This window comes from Enhygromyxa salina (genome assembly GCF_002994635.1).
Lineage (GTDB): Bacteria > Myxococcota_A > Polyangia > Nannocystales > Nannocystaceae > Plesiocystis > Plesiocystis salina_B.
The window spans coordinates 22881-41503 of the sequence record NZ_PVNL01000086.1 but is presented as its reverse complement, the minus strand read 5'-3'; the positions used below and the strand labels follow the sequence as shown (position 1 = coordinate 41503).

The 18623-nt window shown below is 63.4% G+C and carries 16 protein-coding genes; 7 read left to right on the top strand and 9 right to left on the bottom strand.

Features of this window, described 5'->3' with window-relative positions; genetic code table 11:
• The first annotated feature begins 44 nt into the window (after positions 1 to 44).
• On the top strand, positions 45 to 524 hold the full coding sequence (locus ENSA7_RS21595) for an RNA recognition motif domain-containing protein (RefSeq protein ID WP_106091210.1): 480 nt from the start codon (positions 45 to 47) through the stop codon (positions 522 to 524).
• A gap of 36 nt (positions 525 to 560) precedes the next feature.
• On the opposite strand, the gene ENSA7_RS21590 is transcribed toward ENSA7_RS21595, so the two are convergent.
• On the bottom strand, positions 561 to 1529 hold the full coding sequence (locus tag ENSA7_RS21590) for an alcohol dehydrogenase catalytic domain-containing protein (protein WP_219908032.1): 969 nt from the start codon (positions 1527 to 1529) through the stop codon (positions 561 to 563).
• A 112-nt stretch (positions 1530 to 1641) separates the two neighbouring features.
• On the opposite strand from ENSA7_RS21590, the gene ENSA7_RS21585 reads away from it, so the two are divergent.
• The 3 genes from ENSA7_RS21585 to ENSA7_RS44010 all read left to right on the top strand — a co-directional run bounded on the left by ENSA7_RS21585 (position 1642) and on the right by ENSA7_RS44010 (position 4469).
• The gene (locus tag ENSA7_RS21585) at positions 1642 to 2040 is read left to right on the top strand and encodes a CBS domain-containing protein (protein ID WP_219908031.1); all 399 of its coding nucleotides are present in this window, start codon (positions 1642 to 1644) and stop codon (positions 2038 to 2040) included.
• A 5-nt stretch (positions 2041 to 2045) separates the two neighbouring features.
• Positions 2046 to 4022: an acyl-CoA dehydrogenase family protein gene (locus ENSA7_RS21580; protein WP_106091207.1), complete on the top strand. Its 1977-nt coding sequence runs from the start codon at positions 2046 to 2048 to the stop codon at positions 4020 to 4022.
• A 174-nt stretch (positions 4023 to 4196) separates the two neighbouring features.
• On the top strand, positions 4197 to 4469 hold the full coding sequence (locus ENSA7_RS44010; RefSeq protein WP_106091206.1) for a hypothetical protein: 273 nt from the start codon (positions 4197 to 4199) through the stop codon (positions 4467 to 4469).
• A 1490-nt stretch (positions 4470 to 5959) separates the two neighbouring features.
• Here ENSA7_RS44010 and ENSA7_RS42400 read toward each other — a convergent pair.
• From ENSA7_RS42400 to ENSA7_RS42395, 3 genes are read right to left on the bottom strand one after another with little or no spacing between them, the layout of a single operon-like run.
• The gene (locus ENSA7_RS42400) at positions 5960 to 6892 is read right to left on the bottom strand and encodes a hypothetical protein (RefSeq protein ID WP_146157969.1); all 933 of its coding nucleotides are present in this window, start codon (positions 6890 to 6892) and stop codon (positions 5960 to 5962) included.
• Positions 6885 to 8720 (bottom strand): ORC-CDC6 family AAA ATPase, encoded by a 1836-nt coding sequence (locus ENSA7_RS21570; RefSeq protein ID WP_146157968.1) that lies wholly within the window; start codon positions 8718 to 8720, stop codon positions 6885 to 6887. Before ENSA7_RS21570 ends, ENSA7_RS42400 begins: the two co-directional genes overlap by 8 nt.
• A 2-nt stretch (positions 8721 to 8722) precedes the next feature.
• Positions 8723 to 9577: a phosphoribosyltransferase-like protein gene (locus tag ENSA7_RS42395; protein ID WP_146157967.1), complete on the bottom strand. Its 855-nt coding sequence runs from the start codon at positions 9575 to 9577 to the stop codon at positions 8723 to 8725.
• 853 nt (positions 9578 to 10430) lie between these two features.
• Here ENSA7_RS42395 and ENSA7_RS21565 point away from each other — a divergent pair.
• Positions 10431 to 10691 carry a helix-turn-helix domain-containing protein gene (locus ENSA7_RS21565; protein ID WP_244923863.1) on the top strand — a complete coding sequence of 87 codons (261 nt, stop codon included), beginning with the start codon at positions 10431 to 10433 and terminating at the stop codon, positions 10689 to 10691.
• Between the two features lies 1 nt (position 10692).
• Here ENSA7_RS21565 and ENSA7_RS21560 read toward each other — a convergent pair whose 3' ends face one another.
• Positions 10693 to 11004: a helix-turn-helix domain-containing protein gene (locus tag ENSA7_RS21560; protein ID WP_106091204.1), complete on the bottom strand. Its 312-nt coding sequence runs from the start codon at positions 11002 to 11004 to the stop codon at positions 10693 to 10695.
• Positions 11005 to 12521: 1517 nt separating this feature from the next.
• On the opposite strand from ENSA7_RS21560, the gene ENSA7_RS21545 reads away from it, so the two are divergent.
• Entirely contained in the window at positions 12522 to 13175 is a 654-nt protein-coding gene (locus ENSA7_RS21545; protein ID WP_244923862.1) for a hypothetical protein, read from the top strand.
• A 142-nt stretch (positions 13176 to 13317) separates the two neighbouring features.
• Positions 13318 to 14472 (top strand): tyrosine-type recombinase/integrase, encoded by a 1155-nt coding sequence (locus ENSA7_RS21540; RefSeq protein ID WP_106091200.1) that lies wholly within the window; start codon positions 13318 to 13320, stop codon positions 14470 to 14472.
• 34 nt (positions 14473 to 14506) lie between these two features.
• Here ENSA7_RS21540 and ENSA7_RS21535 read toward each other — a convergent pair whose 3' ends face one another.
• The 4 genes from ENSA7_RS21535 to ENSA7_RS21520 all read right to left on the bottom strand — a co-directional run bounded on the left by ENSA7_RS21535 (position 14507) and on the right by ENSA7_RS21520 (position 18504).
• Positions 14507 to 16429: an ATP-dependent DNA ligase gene (locus tag ENSA7_RS21535; protein ID WP_106091199.1), complete on the bottom strand. Its 1923-nt coding sequence runs from the start codon at positions 16427 to 16429 to the stop codon at positions 14507 to 14509.
• 69 nt (positions 16430 to 16498) lie between these two features.
• Positions 16499 to 16930 carry a hypothetical protein gene (locus ENSA7_RS21530; RefSeq protein WP_146157966.1) on the bottom strand — a complete coding sequence of 144 codons (432 nt, stop codon included), beginning with the start codon at positions 16928 to 16930 and terminating at the stop codon, positions 16499 to 16501.
• Positions 16931 to 16959: 29 nt separating this feature from the next.
• Positions 16960 to 17757: a hypothetical protein gene (locus tag ENSA7_RS21525; RefSeq protein WP_106091197.1), complete on the bottom strand. Its 798-nt coding sequence runs from the start codon at positions 17755 to 17757 to the stop codon at positions 16960 to 16962.
• 12 nt (positions 17758 to 17769) lie between these two features.
• On the bottom strand, positions 17770 to 18504 hold the full coding sequence (locus tag ENSA7_RS21520; RefSeq protein WP_146157965.1) for a hypothetical protein: 735 nt from the start codon (positions 18502 to 18504) through the stop codon (positions 17770 to 17772).
• Positions 18505 to 18623: the final 119 nt, after the last annotated feature.

Below are 18623 nucleotides of genomic sequence, written 5' to 3'. Positions count from 1 at the left end.
AACACACTGTCGCAAGGGTCCAACCAGCCACAGGGAGTCCATGCATGGGTCGCGGTAGTAACTCGGTAGGTAAGCGTAGGCGTGAAGCCGAGCGTGAGCGTAAACAGCGAGAGAAGGGGGAGCGCGCGCGTCAACGACGTGCAGACTCCACCGGCGAGGTCGAGATCGCCAATGTCTCTGATATCCAGACGGCCGCCGTCAACGCGACGGTCGAAGGCGTGCTCGCCGACGGCACCATCCTGACCGGCGAAGATCCCGATGGCGCGTCCTCGGGCCCGCCCTGCCGCTTGTTTGTCGGCGGACTGAGCTGGGACACCACCGCCGTGGAGCTGCGCAAGGCGTTCGCCGATGTCGGCGAGGTCGTTGACGCGGTGATCGTCATGGATCGCGACACCGGCGACTCGCGCGGGTTTGGGTTCGTGACCATGGCCGATCGCAGGGCCGCCTCGAAGGCCATGCGCGAGCTCGGCGGGCACGAGCTCGATGGCCGTCCGATCCGCATCGACATGGCGACTGACCGTTAGTTGGTCGATAGCTGATCGATAGCTGCTCGCAGCTGTCTACATCCGCAGCAACACCTTGAGCACGCCACGTTGACCGGCGTGCTCGAGGGCTGCGGGCGCCTGCGCCAGGGCCATGGTCGCAGCGATCATCGGGCGGGGATCCAGGCGCTGCTGCGCCAGCAGGTCCACCGCCCGATGCATGTCGCCGCAGCGTGATCCAACCACGCGCAGCTCATTGACGACGATCGCCGAGAGATCGACGGGGATCGGCGCGGCGCTGGTCGTCTTGAGGATCACCAGCCCGCGCGGCCGCGCCAGCCACAGCGCCCGCGCGAGCCCGCTGGGGTGACCGGTGGCCTCGACGACGACCGCCGAGCTGCGCTGATCGGACGCGGCGAGCTCGTGCTCGAGGGCCGTGGCGGCGACGCCCGCTGCGGCCGCCAGCTCGAGCTTGGCGCGGTGGTGGCCGATCGTCCGCACCTGGCGACCGCTGGCCGCCAGCGCGAGGCTGATCAGCAGCCCGAGCTTGCCGTCGCCGAGCACATCGATCCGCTCGCCCGCCGCGCGTGGATCGAGCTCGTCGAGCACGTGGAGCGCCGCCGCGACCGGCTCGGCGAACACCGCGAGATCGTCGTCCACGCTGTCGGGGACCCGCACCAGGTTGCGGCGGGGGATCGCCACGCGGTCCGCAAAACAGCCAGGGCGAGATCGAATCCCGAGCGTGGTCCGATCCGGGCAGTGGTGACCGTCGCCGTGGCTGCACCGCGGACACGCACCACAGCCGATGTTGATGTCGGCGACGACCCGCTGGCCCGCGAGCTCGGGATCGGCCTGGTCGACGACGCCAACGAACTCATGGCCAAGCACGCCGGCAAATCCAGCGTACCCGCGCACGAGCTGCAGATCCGTGTCGCAGATGCCGGCCCGCTTCACGTGGATCAGCGCCTCGGCTGCGCTCGGGATTGGGTCCGGTTGATCATCGACGAGGGCGAGCTCGCCGGCGGCGTTCAGGATCAGCGCGCGCACGGCTCGACCATACGCGTTGCTTGGCGCACTTGCTGCAATCAGGCGTGGCATGCAACCCAGCCAGTCACGAGAACCAGGACAAGAAGCACAGCCGAACACGGTCGGGGCGATCATGACCCGCGATCCACTGACCCTGCCCAGCACGGCCTCGCTGACCCAGGCCGCCGGGGCGATGCGAGACAACAACATCGGCGCGGTGCTGGTCGTCGACGGCAATTCCCAGCTCGCGGGGATCGTCACCGACCGCGACATCACCGTGCGCGCGATCGCCGACGGCCAGGACCCCAACAAGGTTCCGCTGAGTCGGATCGTCAGCAAGCCCGAACACACCCTGAGCCCAAATGACCCAGTTGACCGCGCGGTCGAGCTAATGGGTTCCAACTACGTCCGCCGGATCCCCGTCGTCGAGGGCGGGCGCGCCGTCGGCATCGTGTCGCTTGGTGACTTGGCCGCGGTCCGCGACCCCAAGTCGGTGCTCGGCCAGATCAGCACCGCCCCCTCGACCCACTGAGCGGCATGTCGGAGGCAGACGAACTCATCCAAGCGAGGGAGGCCCGCGCCGTCGCGGAGGCGTCTCGCGAGCGAGTATGGAGCGGCGCGAGCTTCATCCGTGATCTGTTCATGGGGCGGTTCCGCCTCGAGTTGATCGAGTCGCTCGAATTCCAGCCGCCGACGCGACCCGAGTTCATTCAGTTCATGCAGACCTTGCGCGGGTTCTTGCTCAGCAGCGTCGACCCAGTCGAGATTGACGCGACCGGCGAATACCCGCCCGACGTGATCCAGGGGCTGCGCGAGCTCGGGGCATTCGGCCTGAAGATCCCCAAGGAGTATGGCGGCCTCGGCATGTCGCACATCGAGTACGTGCATGTCATGGCGCTGCTCGGCAGCCACGACGCCAACGTCACCGCGCTGCTCTCGGCCCACCAGGCGATCGGGGTCCCGCAGCCCGTGCTGTTGTTTGGTACGGAGGCGCAAAAGCGTCAGTTTCTGCCCCGCTGCGCCAAGGGAGCGATCTCGGCGTTCGCGTTGACCGAGCCGGCCGTGGGGTCGGACCCGGCGCGGATCCAGAGCCGCGCCGCGCTCAGCGACGATCACACCCACTATATCCTCGACGGCGACAAGCTGTGGTGCACCAACGGCACGCTCGCCGAGCTGCTGGTGGTCATGGCCCGCGATCCCGAGACCGGGCGGATCAACGCGTTCGTGGTCGAGACGTCGTGGCCGGGCGTGACCGTCGAGTATCGCTGTCGGTTCATGGGCCTGCGCGCGCTGGCCAACGCGTACATTACGTTTCGCCAGGTTCGCGTGCCGCGAGAGAACCTGATCGGCCCGGTCGGTGAGGGCCTGCGGGTGGCGCTGACGACCCTCAACACCGGGCGGTTGACGCTGCCGGCCGCGACCGCCGGGGGCGCCAAGAAGTGCGTGGAGATCGTGCGCAAGTGGTCGAGCGCGCGGGTCCAGTGGGGCCAGGAGATCGGCAAGCACGAGGCCGTCGCCCTCCTCAACGCCAAGATCGCGAGCTCGGCGCTTGCGATGGAGTCGGTCGCCCACGCGGTCGGGGAGATCGCGGACCGCGAGCAGTTCGACATTCGGCTCGAGGCCGCGGCGGCGAAAGAGTGGAACACGGTCCGCGCGTGGCACTTGATCGACGACACCCTGCAGGTCCGCGGTGGGCGTGGCTATGAGACCGAGCTGTCGCTCGCGGCCCGCGGCGAGCCGGCGATCGGCGTCGAGCGAGCGCTGCGCGACGCCAGGATCAACACGATCTTCGAGGGCTCGAGCGAGATCATGCACCTGTTCATGGCCCGCGAGGCCGTCGATGAGCACCTCGAGGTCGCGGGCGCGCTCGTCGATCCCGGGGCCAGCATGGCCCAGCGCCTGGCCGCGCTGCCGCGGGCGATCGGCTTTTACGCGTGGTGGTATCCAAGTCGCTGGATCGGCTGGGGTCGCTGGCCTCGCTACCGCGGCTACGGACCGCTGGCCAAGCACCTGCGCTTTGTGGATCGCTGCTGCCGTCGGCTGGCGCGGGCAGTGTTCCACGGGATGGCGGTATATCGGGCCAAGCTCGAGCACAGGCAGGCGTTCTTGTTTCGGGCCGTCGACGTGGCCATGGAGCTGTTCGTGGTCACGGTGACGCTGCGGCGCGCGCAGCTGCTGCACGAGCGGGATTCGAGCGCCAGCGACGGGGTGCTCGAGCTCGCCGACTTGTTCGCCGCGGGTGCGCGTGAGCGGATCCGTCAGCACCTGCGGGGGCTGTGGCACAACGCCGACTCCGCCGGCTATCGGGTCGGGCGCGAGCTGCTGGCGGGTCGCTACGAGTGGCTCGAGCGCGGGATCATTGGGATCGCGGAGCAGGCCGACGAGCTCACGCCCATGTCGCTCGAGGACCTGCTCGCCGAGCACGCTGCACCCACGGAGGAGCCAGGGCCAGCGCCAGAGCCAAGTCGGCAGAGCCAGGTCGGCCAGGGGAGCGAGGATCGCAGGGCCGGCTGAGGACGGCCCCACGGGCTCCTAGCCCGTGCAACCACACACCGCAACACCGCGACATGGCTGCGGATCTTCGTTGGGCACACGAAAACAAGGGTTCTGAGGCGAGGGCGGAGTCCTCGTGGGTCCGGTAGGGTCCGCGGGGTTCCGCCCTGTTCTTGGAGATATCCTGGAGACGGGATGATCGGGTCGCCAGAACTGTTCGGCGCGGCGCTGTGTGGCGGCGTCGGTTTCGCGTTCGCGCGACAGAGTTGGCCAGGTTGGGGACAGGCTTCAGGGGTCGCCGACCTTGCGTCGGGCATCTCGCATGACGAATTTGTCCACATGTTCGTCGATTGCGTGACCATTCGTCCCTTCTTCGAGGATTTGCTCCGCCTCAAGCGGACGATGGCGATGCTCCCTCGGGTTCCCGGCGCCGAACCACGCAAAGACAAGACGACGGTCGCTGCTTGATTGGGTCGCTCAAAACACGGCACGGCGAGGCATAGCGGATCATGTGAAAACGCGGTGGCGGGATCAGGGCGCACAGCCGCGCGATGAGGTCGAGCTGAGCGAGCAAGACTGCATGCACGCCATTTTCCACGCGTGCCGAAAGTTGTAACGGCATCGGCCGTCGCCGGTGGTCTCGAGGCGATCCTGGGCGACGGACGGACGCGCCACATACCGACTTCGGCGAGCAGCGCCTCGTTGGGTTTGGCGAGCTGTCGGACGGGATGCACGAGCTTGCGGGTCCGCTGCTCGGGTGGCCGTGACGTTCGAGCACACGGTTGTCGATCAGCCCGTCGCAGTTGTTGTCGATGTTGTCGCTCGGGACACACTTCAGTGTCACCAAATCGTTTCTTCGGACCGCGTAATCGCCTCACGCTGTGTATCAAGGCTTCGGAGCCAGTTATCAAGCCTGCTGATCGTAATGTAACGCGCCCCGGTTCCGCGATACAACTCGACGAGTTCTCCTCCGCGAGTCCTGATCCGAGATGCCCACACTTCGGCCATCTGCCGCGTCTTCAGCGTAATGCCAATGACGCAGTCTGATAGCTGGACTTTGCCTCGCGCGAATACAGGTCGAATGTAGTCAAGTCGTGGGACACCTACACGAGGAAGAAGAATTGTCCAACCGCGAATCGTTCCGCGACCGACGGGACTAACGCGACGCATCGATGAAAAGGCGGCTGCGGTGGCGCGGGTGGCGAGTATCGCCAGTTCTGTGGTGTGAATGTATGGGAGACCGTGGATACTAGTTTTCGCCTCGAAGCATGGTAGACCACCCCGCACAACCTCAACCCCGGCGACATCCAGGCGACTTGAATCACGAGACGGGGCCTCTTTCTGTATGAAACGGTCGCTGTCGGGTACTCGGATAACTGCGGAAATAATTAGGGAGCGGGCGCGAGCACCATTGAACGTATTGTGAGACACCTCACTCCTATTCACGAGCTCGATTTTGGTGGAAAGGTAGCGCCTTGCGGCGCTATCGAGCAGTGAAAAACACAGTGACTCAGGCACCACAGCTGCGACAGCCTTGGTGGGCATCACCGCATCCAGCGATGTCAAAATATGCTTCATTGCTTTACTACATCGAATTTCCTGGCCGTCGATGGTGCGATGAACGTGGGAACGTTTTCCATTTTCGCTGAATGGAGGGTTCAGAAGCAACAGATCGCAGTGCCGAGCGGTTTCCATAGCCCGACATCGAACGAATGAAGTAGCCGCGAGCACATCACCGCGGGAAAGTACCCACTCTGGGTGAGCCCGCCGTAACCTTCGTATGGTTAGCGAGTTATAATCGATTCCTACACACTGGGTATTTGGATAGGCCGACTCTGCTGCCGCCAGAAGTGCGCCGTCGCCACAGGATGTATCAACGCAGACTCGCGCATCCAAACCGGACAGAGGCCTAATCAGGTCCCGTGCGACGTGCGCAGGTGTATAGTATTGGTCAAACATCAGTTCACCGTGTAGATATGGACTTTCCCGACTCCTGAGGTCCTCTCGGGACGCTTAATCGGGTTGTCGTACATTAGCTCCACCTTTCCTCGCCGTCGAATGGCGTGCAGCACTGCGCCAACTGCGTGGGGCTTGGTGCCGACTGGAGCGATTAGTAGTTGCTCAGAGGAAAACTCCTTCTCAAGATCCTCGAACAAATCCATTACACCAAAAACGTCGTTCGCCGCGACTGTTCGTACCTGCGAATAGGCGTCAGTTTGATCAAGGAAATCGAGATTGCATGCGACGGCTACGGATGGATACTCCAGACGAAACCCAGGAACGCCGACGATAGGTATCGTGTGTGGTGGCGCGGGGTCGAGGCGTTGGGAAAGGTAAAGCGCTCGGTTCCCTTCGAATCCAAGCAATGGTACGAAAACCCGTTGATTTGACCACGGGTCCTCAGAGAGCGTAGCAAATCCGGGCAGCGGACACAGGCCAAGTTTCCCCGTGCTGAGGTCAAACATACTATTCGACGACGGACTTTTATGGTACCGATATTCTCGCGGCTCGATATACATGACGCGGATCCGCAGATTTTTGGCGATTCCCGCGCGAAGCACAGATGCCCAAATATGATGAGGCAAACCAGAAACGTCGATAAACAAGTCCCCCTCGCCGAGCGCACTCATGATTTGCGAATCGGCACGTAAGGACACGCTTTTGTGACTGTCTCCACTCTCGAAGTTCGCCAGAAGAAGGTCGGATAGACTCTCGGGGGCGGGGGACGTAATGCTCACGCATCCCCCTCCCCTTGACTCCGCGGCATTGTCCCATTTACTGATTCGCCCTCGCTCCTCAGTGCTGCTCCCGGCGTAGATAGCGATTTCGTTCGCGTTCAGCATGTCGATCGTGAATTCATCTGTGACACTCCACTTGCACATTTCAGTCATTTCCGCCCTCATAGAAGTCAGAGAACAATGCAATTTGCTCGGGCATCTCGTCCTGTTCTGCCATCTTGAAGTCGGTTCCAAGGAGATCCCTCATGGCTTGCCGAGGATTATCCCCAAACTTGAGGATCGACGCTGCGTCGAAGGACGCACGGCGCTTCTGTCGATGTGAATATTCGAAGTACGCGGAGAATATCGGATGGAGCCTGTACTCCGTGTCCTGCTTTTCGTCGGGGGTTGTCGCCTTAGTGGGCTTCAGCGCCTCGAACGCGAGATGAGACGCACCTTCATCCAAAATCTTCGCTACCTCCACTATTTTGTTCATTTCTCCGGCTAGGATGAACTGGTTAACTTCAGGAGCATGGTTGGGGGTTCGCGCGAGCTCAAAGAACACTCGACCGATTCCCAGGGCAATTCGCTTGATCTCAATTCCATTTTCAGTCAAGCCTTCGAGTTGTTTGAGCCTTCGCGCACCAACTCGGGTCGCCGCCTTGGTTTGAGCTTTCGGCGTGAGTTCCCCATGAAACCCCTCGCCATCTATCTGAACTGAAATCGACTCATCTAAGAGTTCCAGAAAATAACGGATGTTCCCAGACGCCATCAGTATGAAAGTCTTCCAACCGGAGTAGTATTTCCTGAGTCGCTTTCCTTTCCAGCCCTTGTTGATCCAGAAAAGTGATGCATATAGATGATTTCCAATCCTGGTTTCCCAAACGGAGGGATTGCGTTGCCACGATGACGCCAGATCTACCAGCCGTTTGTTCGACTTTGCTCGCCAAAACTCCAAGAAGAACAACTCGACGGTGGTCCGCTCCCCGAGCCAGTTGGTGAGTTCCGGCGAGTTGGCGAGTTCCCCACGGACTTTGGCGGCATGTTTTTCGGCGCCCAGTATCAGTGCTTCGTCATTGACTGACAGCCCTGGCACGAACTCGGTTAGGGACGTCGGAATATTGAGATTGAGGTCTCGTGCGAATTGGAGGCGCCGCGTCGCTACGTTTTCAGCAAAGTTGTCGAAACCAGCAGTCGCTATGTCGACCTCCTGGTAGTCATCGGGCGTCGTCAAGAGGTCGTCCAAATCCCTGGTTCGATGAGTCCTGTGGCCGTGCTGGCGCACACCAAACTTGTACGAGAGAGGCGGCTCTGCGTGCTTGATGTAGGTGTTAAGTATTGCTTGTTGCTCGTCGGTGAGATTCTCGTACTCGTCAATACAGCAGAATATCAACGGTTTAGGTGTATTCACATTACGACTGAGCTCCTCCGCGAAATATCGAATAGGAGATTCGGCCATGGATTTGAAAATGCGTGGTTGGTCTGTTGGGTTGTTGACGAAATTTTCCACATGAATAAGACATGTCTGTATGTGTCGCTTCAGTTCGGCCTCATCTGCTAATTCTGCACTATTGGTCAGAGAAAGTGCGACTGACGCTACGGAGAAAGAATCGTTTAGTAGACCGTTGTCCCGCAGCCATACGGTGAGCTCACAGAATTCTAGACATATCAGGAGGTTCATGTAATGGGCAAATAATTCCCCCCAGTCCGTAGCAGATAGCTCTGGCCCCGCGAACGCATAGACTCGGTTCTTGTTGACGCGGAGATAGACTCCGAAGTACGGTATCTGTCGAGGATCGCTCAGTCCGAGTCGTGGCATCGTGACGTCGAATCGAAGGGACCTGAGTGCCGTGGTCTTTCCGGTTCCTCGCCCACCCATGAGTTTACAGGACCGAGGGATCTCCAGTTGCGAAAAATATGGTGGATTGATGAAGAAAGCGTCGAAAAGGTCGCTGGACCACTCAGCGCGATAGTCGGAAAACAGGCTTCGCAGTTTGTCCATGATTACGTCCGAGACACCAGAGGTGTCCACCCCTGGGTGGACGAGTCAGCCCAATAGATCGGGAGTGATCCATCTGGCACTGAGTGTGAAAAGGCTAGCGCCAACCCTAGATTATTGAATCCCCAGACTTTGTCTATGTAGGACTTTGTGATGAGGTTTTGCGCGTGGGATTCGAGGAAGTGGATGATGGTAGCCTCGTCGAAAACCTCGTTGATCGCATTGGATTCACCTCGCAGTATTTCCTTGATGTGGTACTCGGGTCCCAGTATATGCGCGAAGTGGCAAGGGATGTTCATTGTAGATCGGATCCGGGATACTCCAGTCTCGGTGGCCACCAGGCCGAGATATCGTACGTCGATTCGAAGAGGATCTGTGCCAGCTGTTTTCAGTGACCCGGAAAGTCGGCTCCAGGTTGCCGACATCTGCTGTCCGGTACCAACGAAGTCGTCCACAAAAATGAGAGTATCGCCTGGCTCAAGGTTTTGCGCACAGTTATCAATTGTGAGGCAGCGTTCCTCGGCAACCTTTAGCAATTGGCGCGCCTTGCGGCAAAACATGTAGCCCGAGTCGGTCGGATTTGGGTTCTCACCTTCAACACCAGCGATAAATGTGCGCTTGGCGGTGAGGTCTGCGCCGACATGCCGGGCCGCGGTAGTCAGCATCCGGTTCACCATGTCTTCAGAGAAGAACTGAAATTTGTCGAGTAGTCGGGCTGCAAGGGGTTGTTCGTTATCCGGGAAGTTGTTGAGCCACCCACGAGGTGAAATTCGAACTTCTCGGTCCCAAAATCCCGCCTTCTTCAACGCGTCGCATTTGCGAAGCACGCGAGCGATGTAGACGTCGGGTCGGGTGGGCATGGTACCGTTGACGCCTGGATCGGCTGACGAGGTTGCAGGGTCGCTTCCTGATCGCGGTCAGTCAAGCGGTGGGGCGAACTCGGCCAGGAAACATTGCGGGGACCATTGGTTGTAGATCGCGGATCTCGCGGAACTGGACGCAGGTTCAGTGCCGCGCCTGAGGGTGATGGCGAGATCATCAGGAGCTTCGGCCGGGGTCACGCGAGACCCCGCTGTCGTCGACCTGGATCGCTGTCGTCGGCCTGGATCTTGCCCTTGGCGAGCCAGGGCCGCCGCCGAGGGCCGCGCAGGCCTGGGACACGATCGTGTCGGTCACCGACGATTCAGGGGCCTCCGTCGGCGGTGGACTCGAGGCGATCCTGGGCGACGGGCGGACGCGCGACACGACCAACTACTCGGCCGTCGTGGGGTCGCTTGCAGAGCTCATGCGTGAGCCAGCGAGGTGTCCGGGATCTGGGACGATTTTGCTAAGGACACGTGCGCCAAGACGGTCACGCACCGCTCGGTGTGTGCACGGGGTCTTGCGGGTGCGTGGCTTGGATCTGGGCCACCTCGCCAGTTCACGCCTGAGTCTCGCAACGCGACCCCGCGACGGCCGAGTAGCTGGTCGTGGAGGTCACCGCGATATGGTCGGCGCAGCGCCGGGACGGCTGTGAGCGCCGGCAGCCAGAGCAGACGCGGCTCTATCAGGTCATCGCCGAGCACTGGTCGAGATTCCGCGAGCGAGTTGAGCAAGCCGTCGGCTTGCCGAAGTTCGCAGTCACGAATCGAGCCGCGTCCGCGGGCACGCTGTGCCCGCCACCGCTGACGCTGGGTTCCAAGACGCTGCCCATCACCGCCGCGCCATCCCTGGTTGGCCGACCAGATCTCGGTGTACCGTCCGTTAGTGACTCGGCGCCGCGCCTACGAGGTTCTCGCCACGAACCTTCATCGTCTGACCTTCGAGCAGAACCTCACGCTCGAGGAGGTCGCCCGCAGGGCTGGCATCAGCTTGGAACAACTCGAGGCGATCTGCTCGGGGGAGGTTGATCCCGACCTCGATCTCGTCGACCTGATTGCCAAGGCCGTCGGCGTCACTGCGTCTGAGCTTCTCGCCGAGCCCGACTACAACTGACTCAGCCGGCGTGCACGTGCTCGGACAGCGCCTGGAGCATCACTCGCGCGATCTCCTGCTCGCGTTCCGGCAGCTCGGCCACGAGGACCGCAACCTCCTCGCACGTTCGCTCGGCGAGCAGCACGGACACGTTTGTCCCCAGAGCAAGGGAGACCTTGTCGACCGTTTCCAGCGCTGGGGTACCCGCCGCCTGCTCGAGGCGGCCGATCGTCTCTTTCGAGACGCCCGCCCGCTCCGCCAAGCTCTCCTGCGAGAGCCCGAGGCTGCGACGACGCTCCCGGATCCTCCGGCCCAGTTCCTCATAGCTCACCATGGTTCCCCTCCTAAGAGCCGATTCGCATGCAGTCGAGAAGTCGGGCGAGTCATGAGAGCTGAGCCTGTACACGCGGGAGAAGTCCGCTCGATTCCAACCAGGAGCGACCCTAGCAGCGGCTCGGTTGCGAAGCAAGGGGGTCGTCACCAACTACACCCCGAGGGGGAATCGCTGACCTGTCATCACTGGCTGACCTTCGCGATGGTCCCGCTATGGCGCATGTCGTCGGCATGTTCATCGAGCACATTCGCGAGGTTTCCACCTGTGTGGCGAATGACAAACTCGTCAACTTGATTCGGGAGCCAAGGGGATGAGCGTGAGGCATCGTTGTGGACAGGTCTCGGTGCTGTCGACGCCCGACGATCAACACAGTCGCCTCACATACGAAGTCGAGCAAGCCAGCTGGCGAGAGATGGCCGCGGAGCTCCTGCATGAGGCGACCTTCGACGCGACATCGCTGAGCGATGCGGCGTCCAGGCTGGGGTTGAAGCGAGCCGACCTCGAGACTTGGATCCGGTGGAGCCGGGGATCCGATGGGGGCGTACAGGCGGGTTACCTGGTGCGCTTGGGATCATGGTCGGAGATGGCGGAAGCGCTGCTCTTGTCGGTGGTCGCTGACGCCGGGTCGGCGCGGAAGGCTGCACCGATCCTCGGGGTGCCCCGGTCAACGCTGGGCCACTGGGTACGGAAGGCGAAGCGGCGCGGGCTCTGGTGAGCCCGACCCTGCCTTCATGGTGTGGTTCGTGATCGAGATCTCGGAGCGACTCACGTTCACGGCTGCTGTCGACTGGCGTCCTGCACCACTGGAGGGGCTGCGCGAATTGGAGGTGACCGGTACGACTGGGGCGGTGGGTCGACACGACTTGGCGGTGGACCGGTTCGACTTGGCGGTGGACCGGCTCGACTTGGCGGTGGATCAGCACGACTTCGCGCTGGCGTGCATGATCCCGCTCAACTTGCGGTTTTTGCTATGCATGATCCCGCTCAAGTTGCACTTCTTGCTATGCATGATCCCGCTCAAGTTGCACTTCTTGCTATGCATGCACCGCTCAACTTGCAAAATTCACTATGTTTGCCCGTCTCAACTTGCAAATTCCACTATGCCACATGCTATGCATGATCGACCGCCTCAACTCGGGAACGGGAGCGACCAGATCGCAAGGTTGTTCGCCTAACACACGCCCAACGGCCCTGTTTGGGGTAGATCCGAAAACTCGGAGCCGTCACCGTGTTTGAATGAGGCAACGCAACGCATGGCGAGATCGCGGGTCGATCTGCCTGAACCTCGAAGCAGCAGGCACAGGGACGACACGATGACCACCATGAAGGTCATCGGGATCGTCGCCGCCAGTCTCGCGGCGGCCGCAGCTGTCGGGGGTGGGATCTGGTGGTGGCGCAAACAACAGCGACGCCACGAAACGCCCTCAAACCCCGATGCCTCGCCGCGTGTCGTGCCCAACGGCCCGCAGCCGCGCCCAGACGCCGGCCCACGGGACACAAATCCACGGGGTCACTGGATGGCAACCTCGGAGCTGCCGCCCGAGCTCGAAGCTGCGCTCAACGAACGCTTCCCGGACTCGTGGCCGCCCGACGACGCGGTTGTGAACGCGATGACGCAAGAGGATCAGATCGTGGTCGCGGTCGAGAGCGAGCCCGTCGCCAACTACACGCAGACCCGGCAAGAGCTGATCTCGGCGAAGGTGCTCAGCGTCGAGAAGACGGTGGTCCGCGCCCGGGTGCTCGCCCCTGTCGCCCACGCGGAGCACCACGGCGCGCACGCGGGCCACGGCTTCAGGGTCGGCGATCTGATCGAAGTGCCGCGCTCCAAAATCCTGCTCGCGGCGCGGTCGGTCGAGCCGAAGAAAGAAGGCTATGGCGCGGAGGGCAAGGCCGAGCAGACGTTCAAGCCGAGCAACTTGACCAAGGAAACGTACCGAGTGCGACCGGCGACGCCCTACGATCTGGTGCTGCCGTACCGCACCGACGAACTCGAGTGGTACGTGGACCGCGACATGGTCAGGATGATCAAGATCGGCGACAGCGGCCTGCTCGAGCAGATCATGTTCAGCGAGGACAGCATGCGCGGCGTGGTGACCGTGCGCGCTCTCGACAATGATCCCAAGCAGGGCAAGATCTTTGTCGCTCGCTGGGAATTCAGCATCGACCCGTAGGCCGTTCGACGCGGCGCGGTGCTGCGCGAAGAAGTAGCTGGAACATGACGATCGGCGCTCGCGTCCGCGGTCGCCCGTCCGGTAGGATGGGCGTGCCTAACGGAAGCACGCGCGCCGTGTCGTTGAAGGGAAGCCAACAACGATGAGCGTGAAAATCAGGCCCTACCGCAAAGGGGGCTACGAAGTCGACATCATGATCCGCCTGGCCAACGGCAAGACCTACCGAGAACGGCGCAAGTCGCCGTACTCGAGCAGGTCCGCGTCGCTGCGCTGGGGCAGGGAGCGAGAGCGCCACCTGCTGGTTCATGGCACGACGCCCGCCGGCCAAACCACGGCCGGCACTGACGAGAAGGAGGTCCCGACGATCGCCGAGTTCGCCGACCGCTACATGGAAGGCTACGCGAAGGCCAACGGCCACAAGCCATCGACGATCGACGGCAAAGAACAACACCTACGGAGCCACTTGCTCCCAGCGTTCGGCAACAAGCGGCTCGACGCGATCACGTCCGAGGACGTGCAGCGCTTCAAAGCCAAGCTGTCGGAGCTATCCAACAAGACGATCAACAACATCCTCGCCACCCTCAACACCATGCTCAAGTGCGCGGTGGAGTGGGGAGAGATCGAGCGACTGCCCGTGCAGATCAAGCGCCTGCGCGTGCACAACCCCTCGATGGACTTCTACGACTTCGAGGAGTACGAGCATCTACTCACGGCGGCGCGGGCGATCGGGCCCAAGCAGCTGGGCTTCGTGCTGCTGGCTGGTGACGCAGGCATGCGCGCGGGTGAGATCCGCGGGCTGCACTGGACCTCGGTCGATCTCTCGCGTCGGCTGATCACGGTCGAGCGGTCGGAGTACCGCGGCGAGTTCACCACGCCCAAGCACGACAAGATCCGCACGGTGCCCATGACCAAGCGGCTCGCGGCGGTGCTCGGTGAGTTGAAGCAAGCCAAACAAGCGCTGGTGTTCACGGGTGGCGGCGACGTGCCGATCACTCAACAGGTCGGGCGCACGTGGATGGGCCACGCCCTCGACCGCGCCGAGCTACGCCAGCACGGCCCGCACACGCTGCGCCACACGTTCTGCAGTCATCTCGCCATGCGCGGGATCGCTGCGCGTGTGATCCAGCAGCTCGCTGGTCACAGCGAGCTGACGACTACGCAGCGATACATGCACCTGTCACCCGGAGCGAGCGAGGCGGCGATCGCCATGCTCGAAACCCCACCACCACGCCGGGACGCTCCCGCGCGTGGAGACATGCTGGAGACGGCTTCACACCGTCCCCCGCACACTCCCTAATTTCAATGACTTACCCTCAGCACCCTTCGGGCTCCTAGCCCAGTCGCTGCTGCATGTAGAGGTCCTCGATCGCCGAGACCTTGTCGACCTCGCCCGCGTGCTTGTCCGAACGGATCGCCACGAGCTTGGGGTCGCGCAGCTTGAGATCCTTGGTCACGTTGTCCTTCACGATCCCCTCGAAGCGCACGGTCACGACCACATGCGGCCGCAGCTCCACGCCGGCCCGGACACCCGACGCGCTCTGGCGCTCGACCCGGCGTCCGGTGATCAGCCCATTGCGCATGATCTCCGCCTGGATCTCGCGGTCGCGGTGTTGATCGACCCCGGCCACGTCGCCAACGTCGACGAACCCGCCGTCCTTGCTGCGCGCACCAATGGCGAAGCTCCCGAACATGCCGGCCTTGTCCTTGGTGGTGACCGAGAAGATGCCCTGCAGCAGGACGAGATCCAGCGTGATCTCGGGCTTGCGCTTGAGCCAGTCGGGGTCGCGGCGGGCCAGCGCGTAGGCGCCGTCGAGATCCTTGGTGATGATGCCCTCGTAGCCCTGGCCGCGGAAATACTGGTACAGGCGATTGACGTCGTTCTTGTTCTGGGCGAGCTGGCCCTCGGCGATCGACACTGGGATCGCCAGATTGTAGTTGGCGAGCGGCCCCAGGAATTGCTGCAAGGTCTGGCGACGCTGACGCAGCGGCAGCTGGGTCAGATCCTGGCCGTTGAGGTAGATGAGGTCGAACGCGGCGTACTTGAGGTTGACCGGGCGCTGCTGAACCTCGCCGGACAAGCTGGCGTAGACCTCGTACACGGTTGCGAGGCGCGGGCCCTCGAGGTCGAGCACGGTCCCGTAGAGCTCGCCGTCGACGATGCAGTTGTTGCACGGGAACATGCTGATCGTCTGGCGCATGCCGCTGACCTGCTCGAGCCAGTCCTTGCGACCGCGGGTGTACGCCGCACACAGGACCGAGCCGTGGGCGTCGGTCGACTTGTGGAGCATGAAGCGGATCCCGTCGTACTTGCGCTCGACCCAGGCCGGGTACTTCTTCACGCCGTCGGATCCACCGCTGGCGAGCGCGGGCTTGATCGCCACCAGCGGCTGCAGACGGACCTCGCGCAGGCCCTCGGCGCCCTTGGTTGCCAGCATCCGCGCGACCGCGAAGGGATCCGACAGGGCGATCGCGTGCTGGACCGCCTCGGGCTCGGCGTCGTAGTAGCCCGCGAGCGCGCGGGCGATCACGGCGCCCTCGTACTCGAACCCAAAGTCGGCCTTGCGCAGGATCAGCCGGGCCATGAAGTAGGCCTCGATCTTGCCCATGCGGGTCAGCAGCGAGCGCAGCAGGTCGAACTTGAGGCTGCGCGGGGCGTCGGGCAGGAACTCGAGGGTCAGCAAGACCTCGCCGGCCGTGAGCGCGGGCGTGGACTTGAGCTCGCGGCGGCCCTCGGCGAACAGCACGCCGACGTCCCCGACCTGGGTCAGCCGATCGAGCATGTCGCGGTAGCTCTTCATCTGCACCGACATCAGCAGCCGGATCAGGCTGTCGCGCTTGAACGTGCTGGTTCGCCCGACGAACGCGTCGCCGACCAGGCAGCCGATCTTTTGCACGGCCGTCAGCCCGATCTCTTTGTCGAGGAAACTCTGAACCAACGCCCCGCGCCCGGCCGTGTCGGGCGGCCGCGCGATCTCGATGCCAAACAGCTGCGCGGCCTTCTCGGGGTGCATGCGCATCAGCGGGATGAACACCGCCCGGCACAGCGAGTGGAACGGGATCGTGTTGAGCGCGTCGAGCGAGCGGTGCTGCGCAGTCAGCTGCTCCACGATGAACTGGACATGCAGGGGCATGCCGAGCACGGCCTCCATGTAGCTCGCGCTCGGACGGTGGCTGCCGAGCGCGCCGGTCAGCTGCTCGAGGTTCTCGCCGGAGTGAAACCAGCTGCGGACGGTGGCGTCGTCGACGACATGCATGGGGCGGGCAGGATACCAGGGTCCGCCGGGTTGTCTGCGCGTGGCCTGCCAGGGTGGCCGGGTGGCGTCTCACTGCGGTTCGGTGCAGATCAGGTAGGTCCCCTGACACTCCAGCCCGCACGGGCAGTCGGCGTCGGTCGTGCACGACAGCGCGCAGATCATGTCGGGCTCGCCCGGGTTGACCGGCATGCAGATCGGCGTGGCGCCAGGGAAGTCGGCTGGATCCCCGCACTCGCTCGCCGTGCTGCACGAGCGCGTGCAGGCCTGATAGAGATCGCCACCCAGCACACACTGGCAGCCCATGTTGGTGCTGCATGGGCCGTAGATCCCCTCTGGAAAGCACAGCGGATCACCCGTGTCGGCGCTGGTCTCGTCGGTCCCCGCGGCGTCGCCCGATTCATGGAGATCACCCGTCGTCGCGTCGCCTTGCTCGGTCGCGTCGTCGCCCTTGCAGCCGAGCAGCAGCAGCGAGGCGAGCACCAAAGTCGAGAGTCGAGCCATGGCGCAGCTTAGCAGCGCCCGCGCCGGGCTCACAGCGGGCCGATGATCTTGGCCCACACGTCCAGGACCACGAACACGGCCATGCTCACCCCCAGCGCCGAGAGGGCTGTCCGTCGGATCGTCCAGGTCCGATCTTCGTCGATCCCGGCGAACACCGGGATGCTGATCACGAAGAAGCTGCCATAGAACATCGACCCCCACACCAGCATGCGGCCGCGATCGGCGTACTCGAACACGTCGTCCAACGCTGGCACGGCCATGAAGAAGGTCTCGGCGAACGCGACCACATAGGCGAGCAGCCCGACCACGGCGACCTTGCCCAGCAGCTTCAGCGACCAGCGCGTGCTCAGGTAGCGGAGCACGACCGTGGTCACCACGTGGTAGGTCATGAAGTAGGCCTGGGTGAGCGGGTACAAGAACAGCGGGACGGTCGCGTCGCTGTCGCCGACCAGCTCGGCTTGCAGGTTCCACTGGGTCGGGAATCCGTAGCGCATGCCGACCACGTCAAAGAAGTAGTGGGTGAACACGTAGCTGCCCACGAACACGAAGATCCCGATCCACAGGTTCAGCCGAAACCACTGCGTGCGCCAGAACGGGACGCTGGCCGAGTCGGGCGGCAGCACCAGGTACGGGATCAGCCACAGCGGCGCGGCCACGCCCAGGCCAAACAGCATGTAGCCCGGGTCGCCCCAGCTGCGGTACATGCCGGTCAACATCACCAGACCGACCAGCGCGATCCAGATCGGGCTGTAGATCAGATACAGGCGCTCGACCCTGGCCTTCGCCGGGTTGCTCGACAACCATTGCCCCGTGCCGGTGGTGGCCACCGGCGCACGATACTACTGCCGGGCCTTGGGCAGGAGATCTGGACGCGGCGCGTTCTCTGGCGGCTGCTTGGCCTCGGCGATCAGCTTCAGGACCTCGGGCATGGCGTCGCGTGGGCACGCGTCGTCGGCCCAGCTGATCAGGCGCACGGAGGACCAGCCCGGCAAGAACGCCCAGTTCAGCCCGTCGGCCTGGCTCCACACGGCCCCCTCGACCCCGGGGATCGGCGTGGACTCGAACGCGTCGTTGTTGGTCAGCCGACCCAGGCGCAGGTCATGATCGGCCGCGGCCTCGCTGACGTCCTCGCGGTTGATCTTGGAGCCCCGCATCGAGACCGGCGCGCTGCCGTTCATGTCAGGCAGAAAGAAGTAACCGCAGCTCTGGTGCAGCGACTCACCCATGTACAGCGCGTGGCCGCACAGCTGCTGGACCCGCTCGGCGTCGAAGCCGGTCTCGAACGGGCAGCAGTGGGGCTCCTCCAGCTTGGGCGCAAACAGCTTGCACACGCCGTTGCTGGTGTCGGGCTTGCCGGAGCCGAGCGCGGGCTGGCCCGGCAGCGGTCGCGGGGCCGACTCTGCCGCGTAGAGATCGTCGCCGTCGCGCACGACCCGGGGGTCCTCGGTCGCCGTGACCTCGGGCGTGGCCGGGGTCGGCGTCGCCTGTTGCTCGGGGGTCGGGACCTTGGCCGGGCAGCCGAGACACAGGGCGAGCCCGGCCAAACTCAGTGACACAGGGAGAAGTCGGGACATGGGCGCAGTGTTCTTAGCGTTGCGGCGGCCCGAGGTCGAGGGCGCCGCCGGGCAACGGCGGAGGAAGCGGCCGCTTTCGCCCCCTCGCGCCCCCAATTGGACAGCAGAACGCCGCGCCG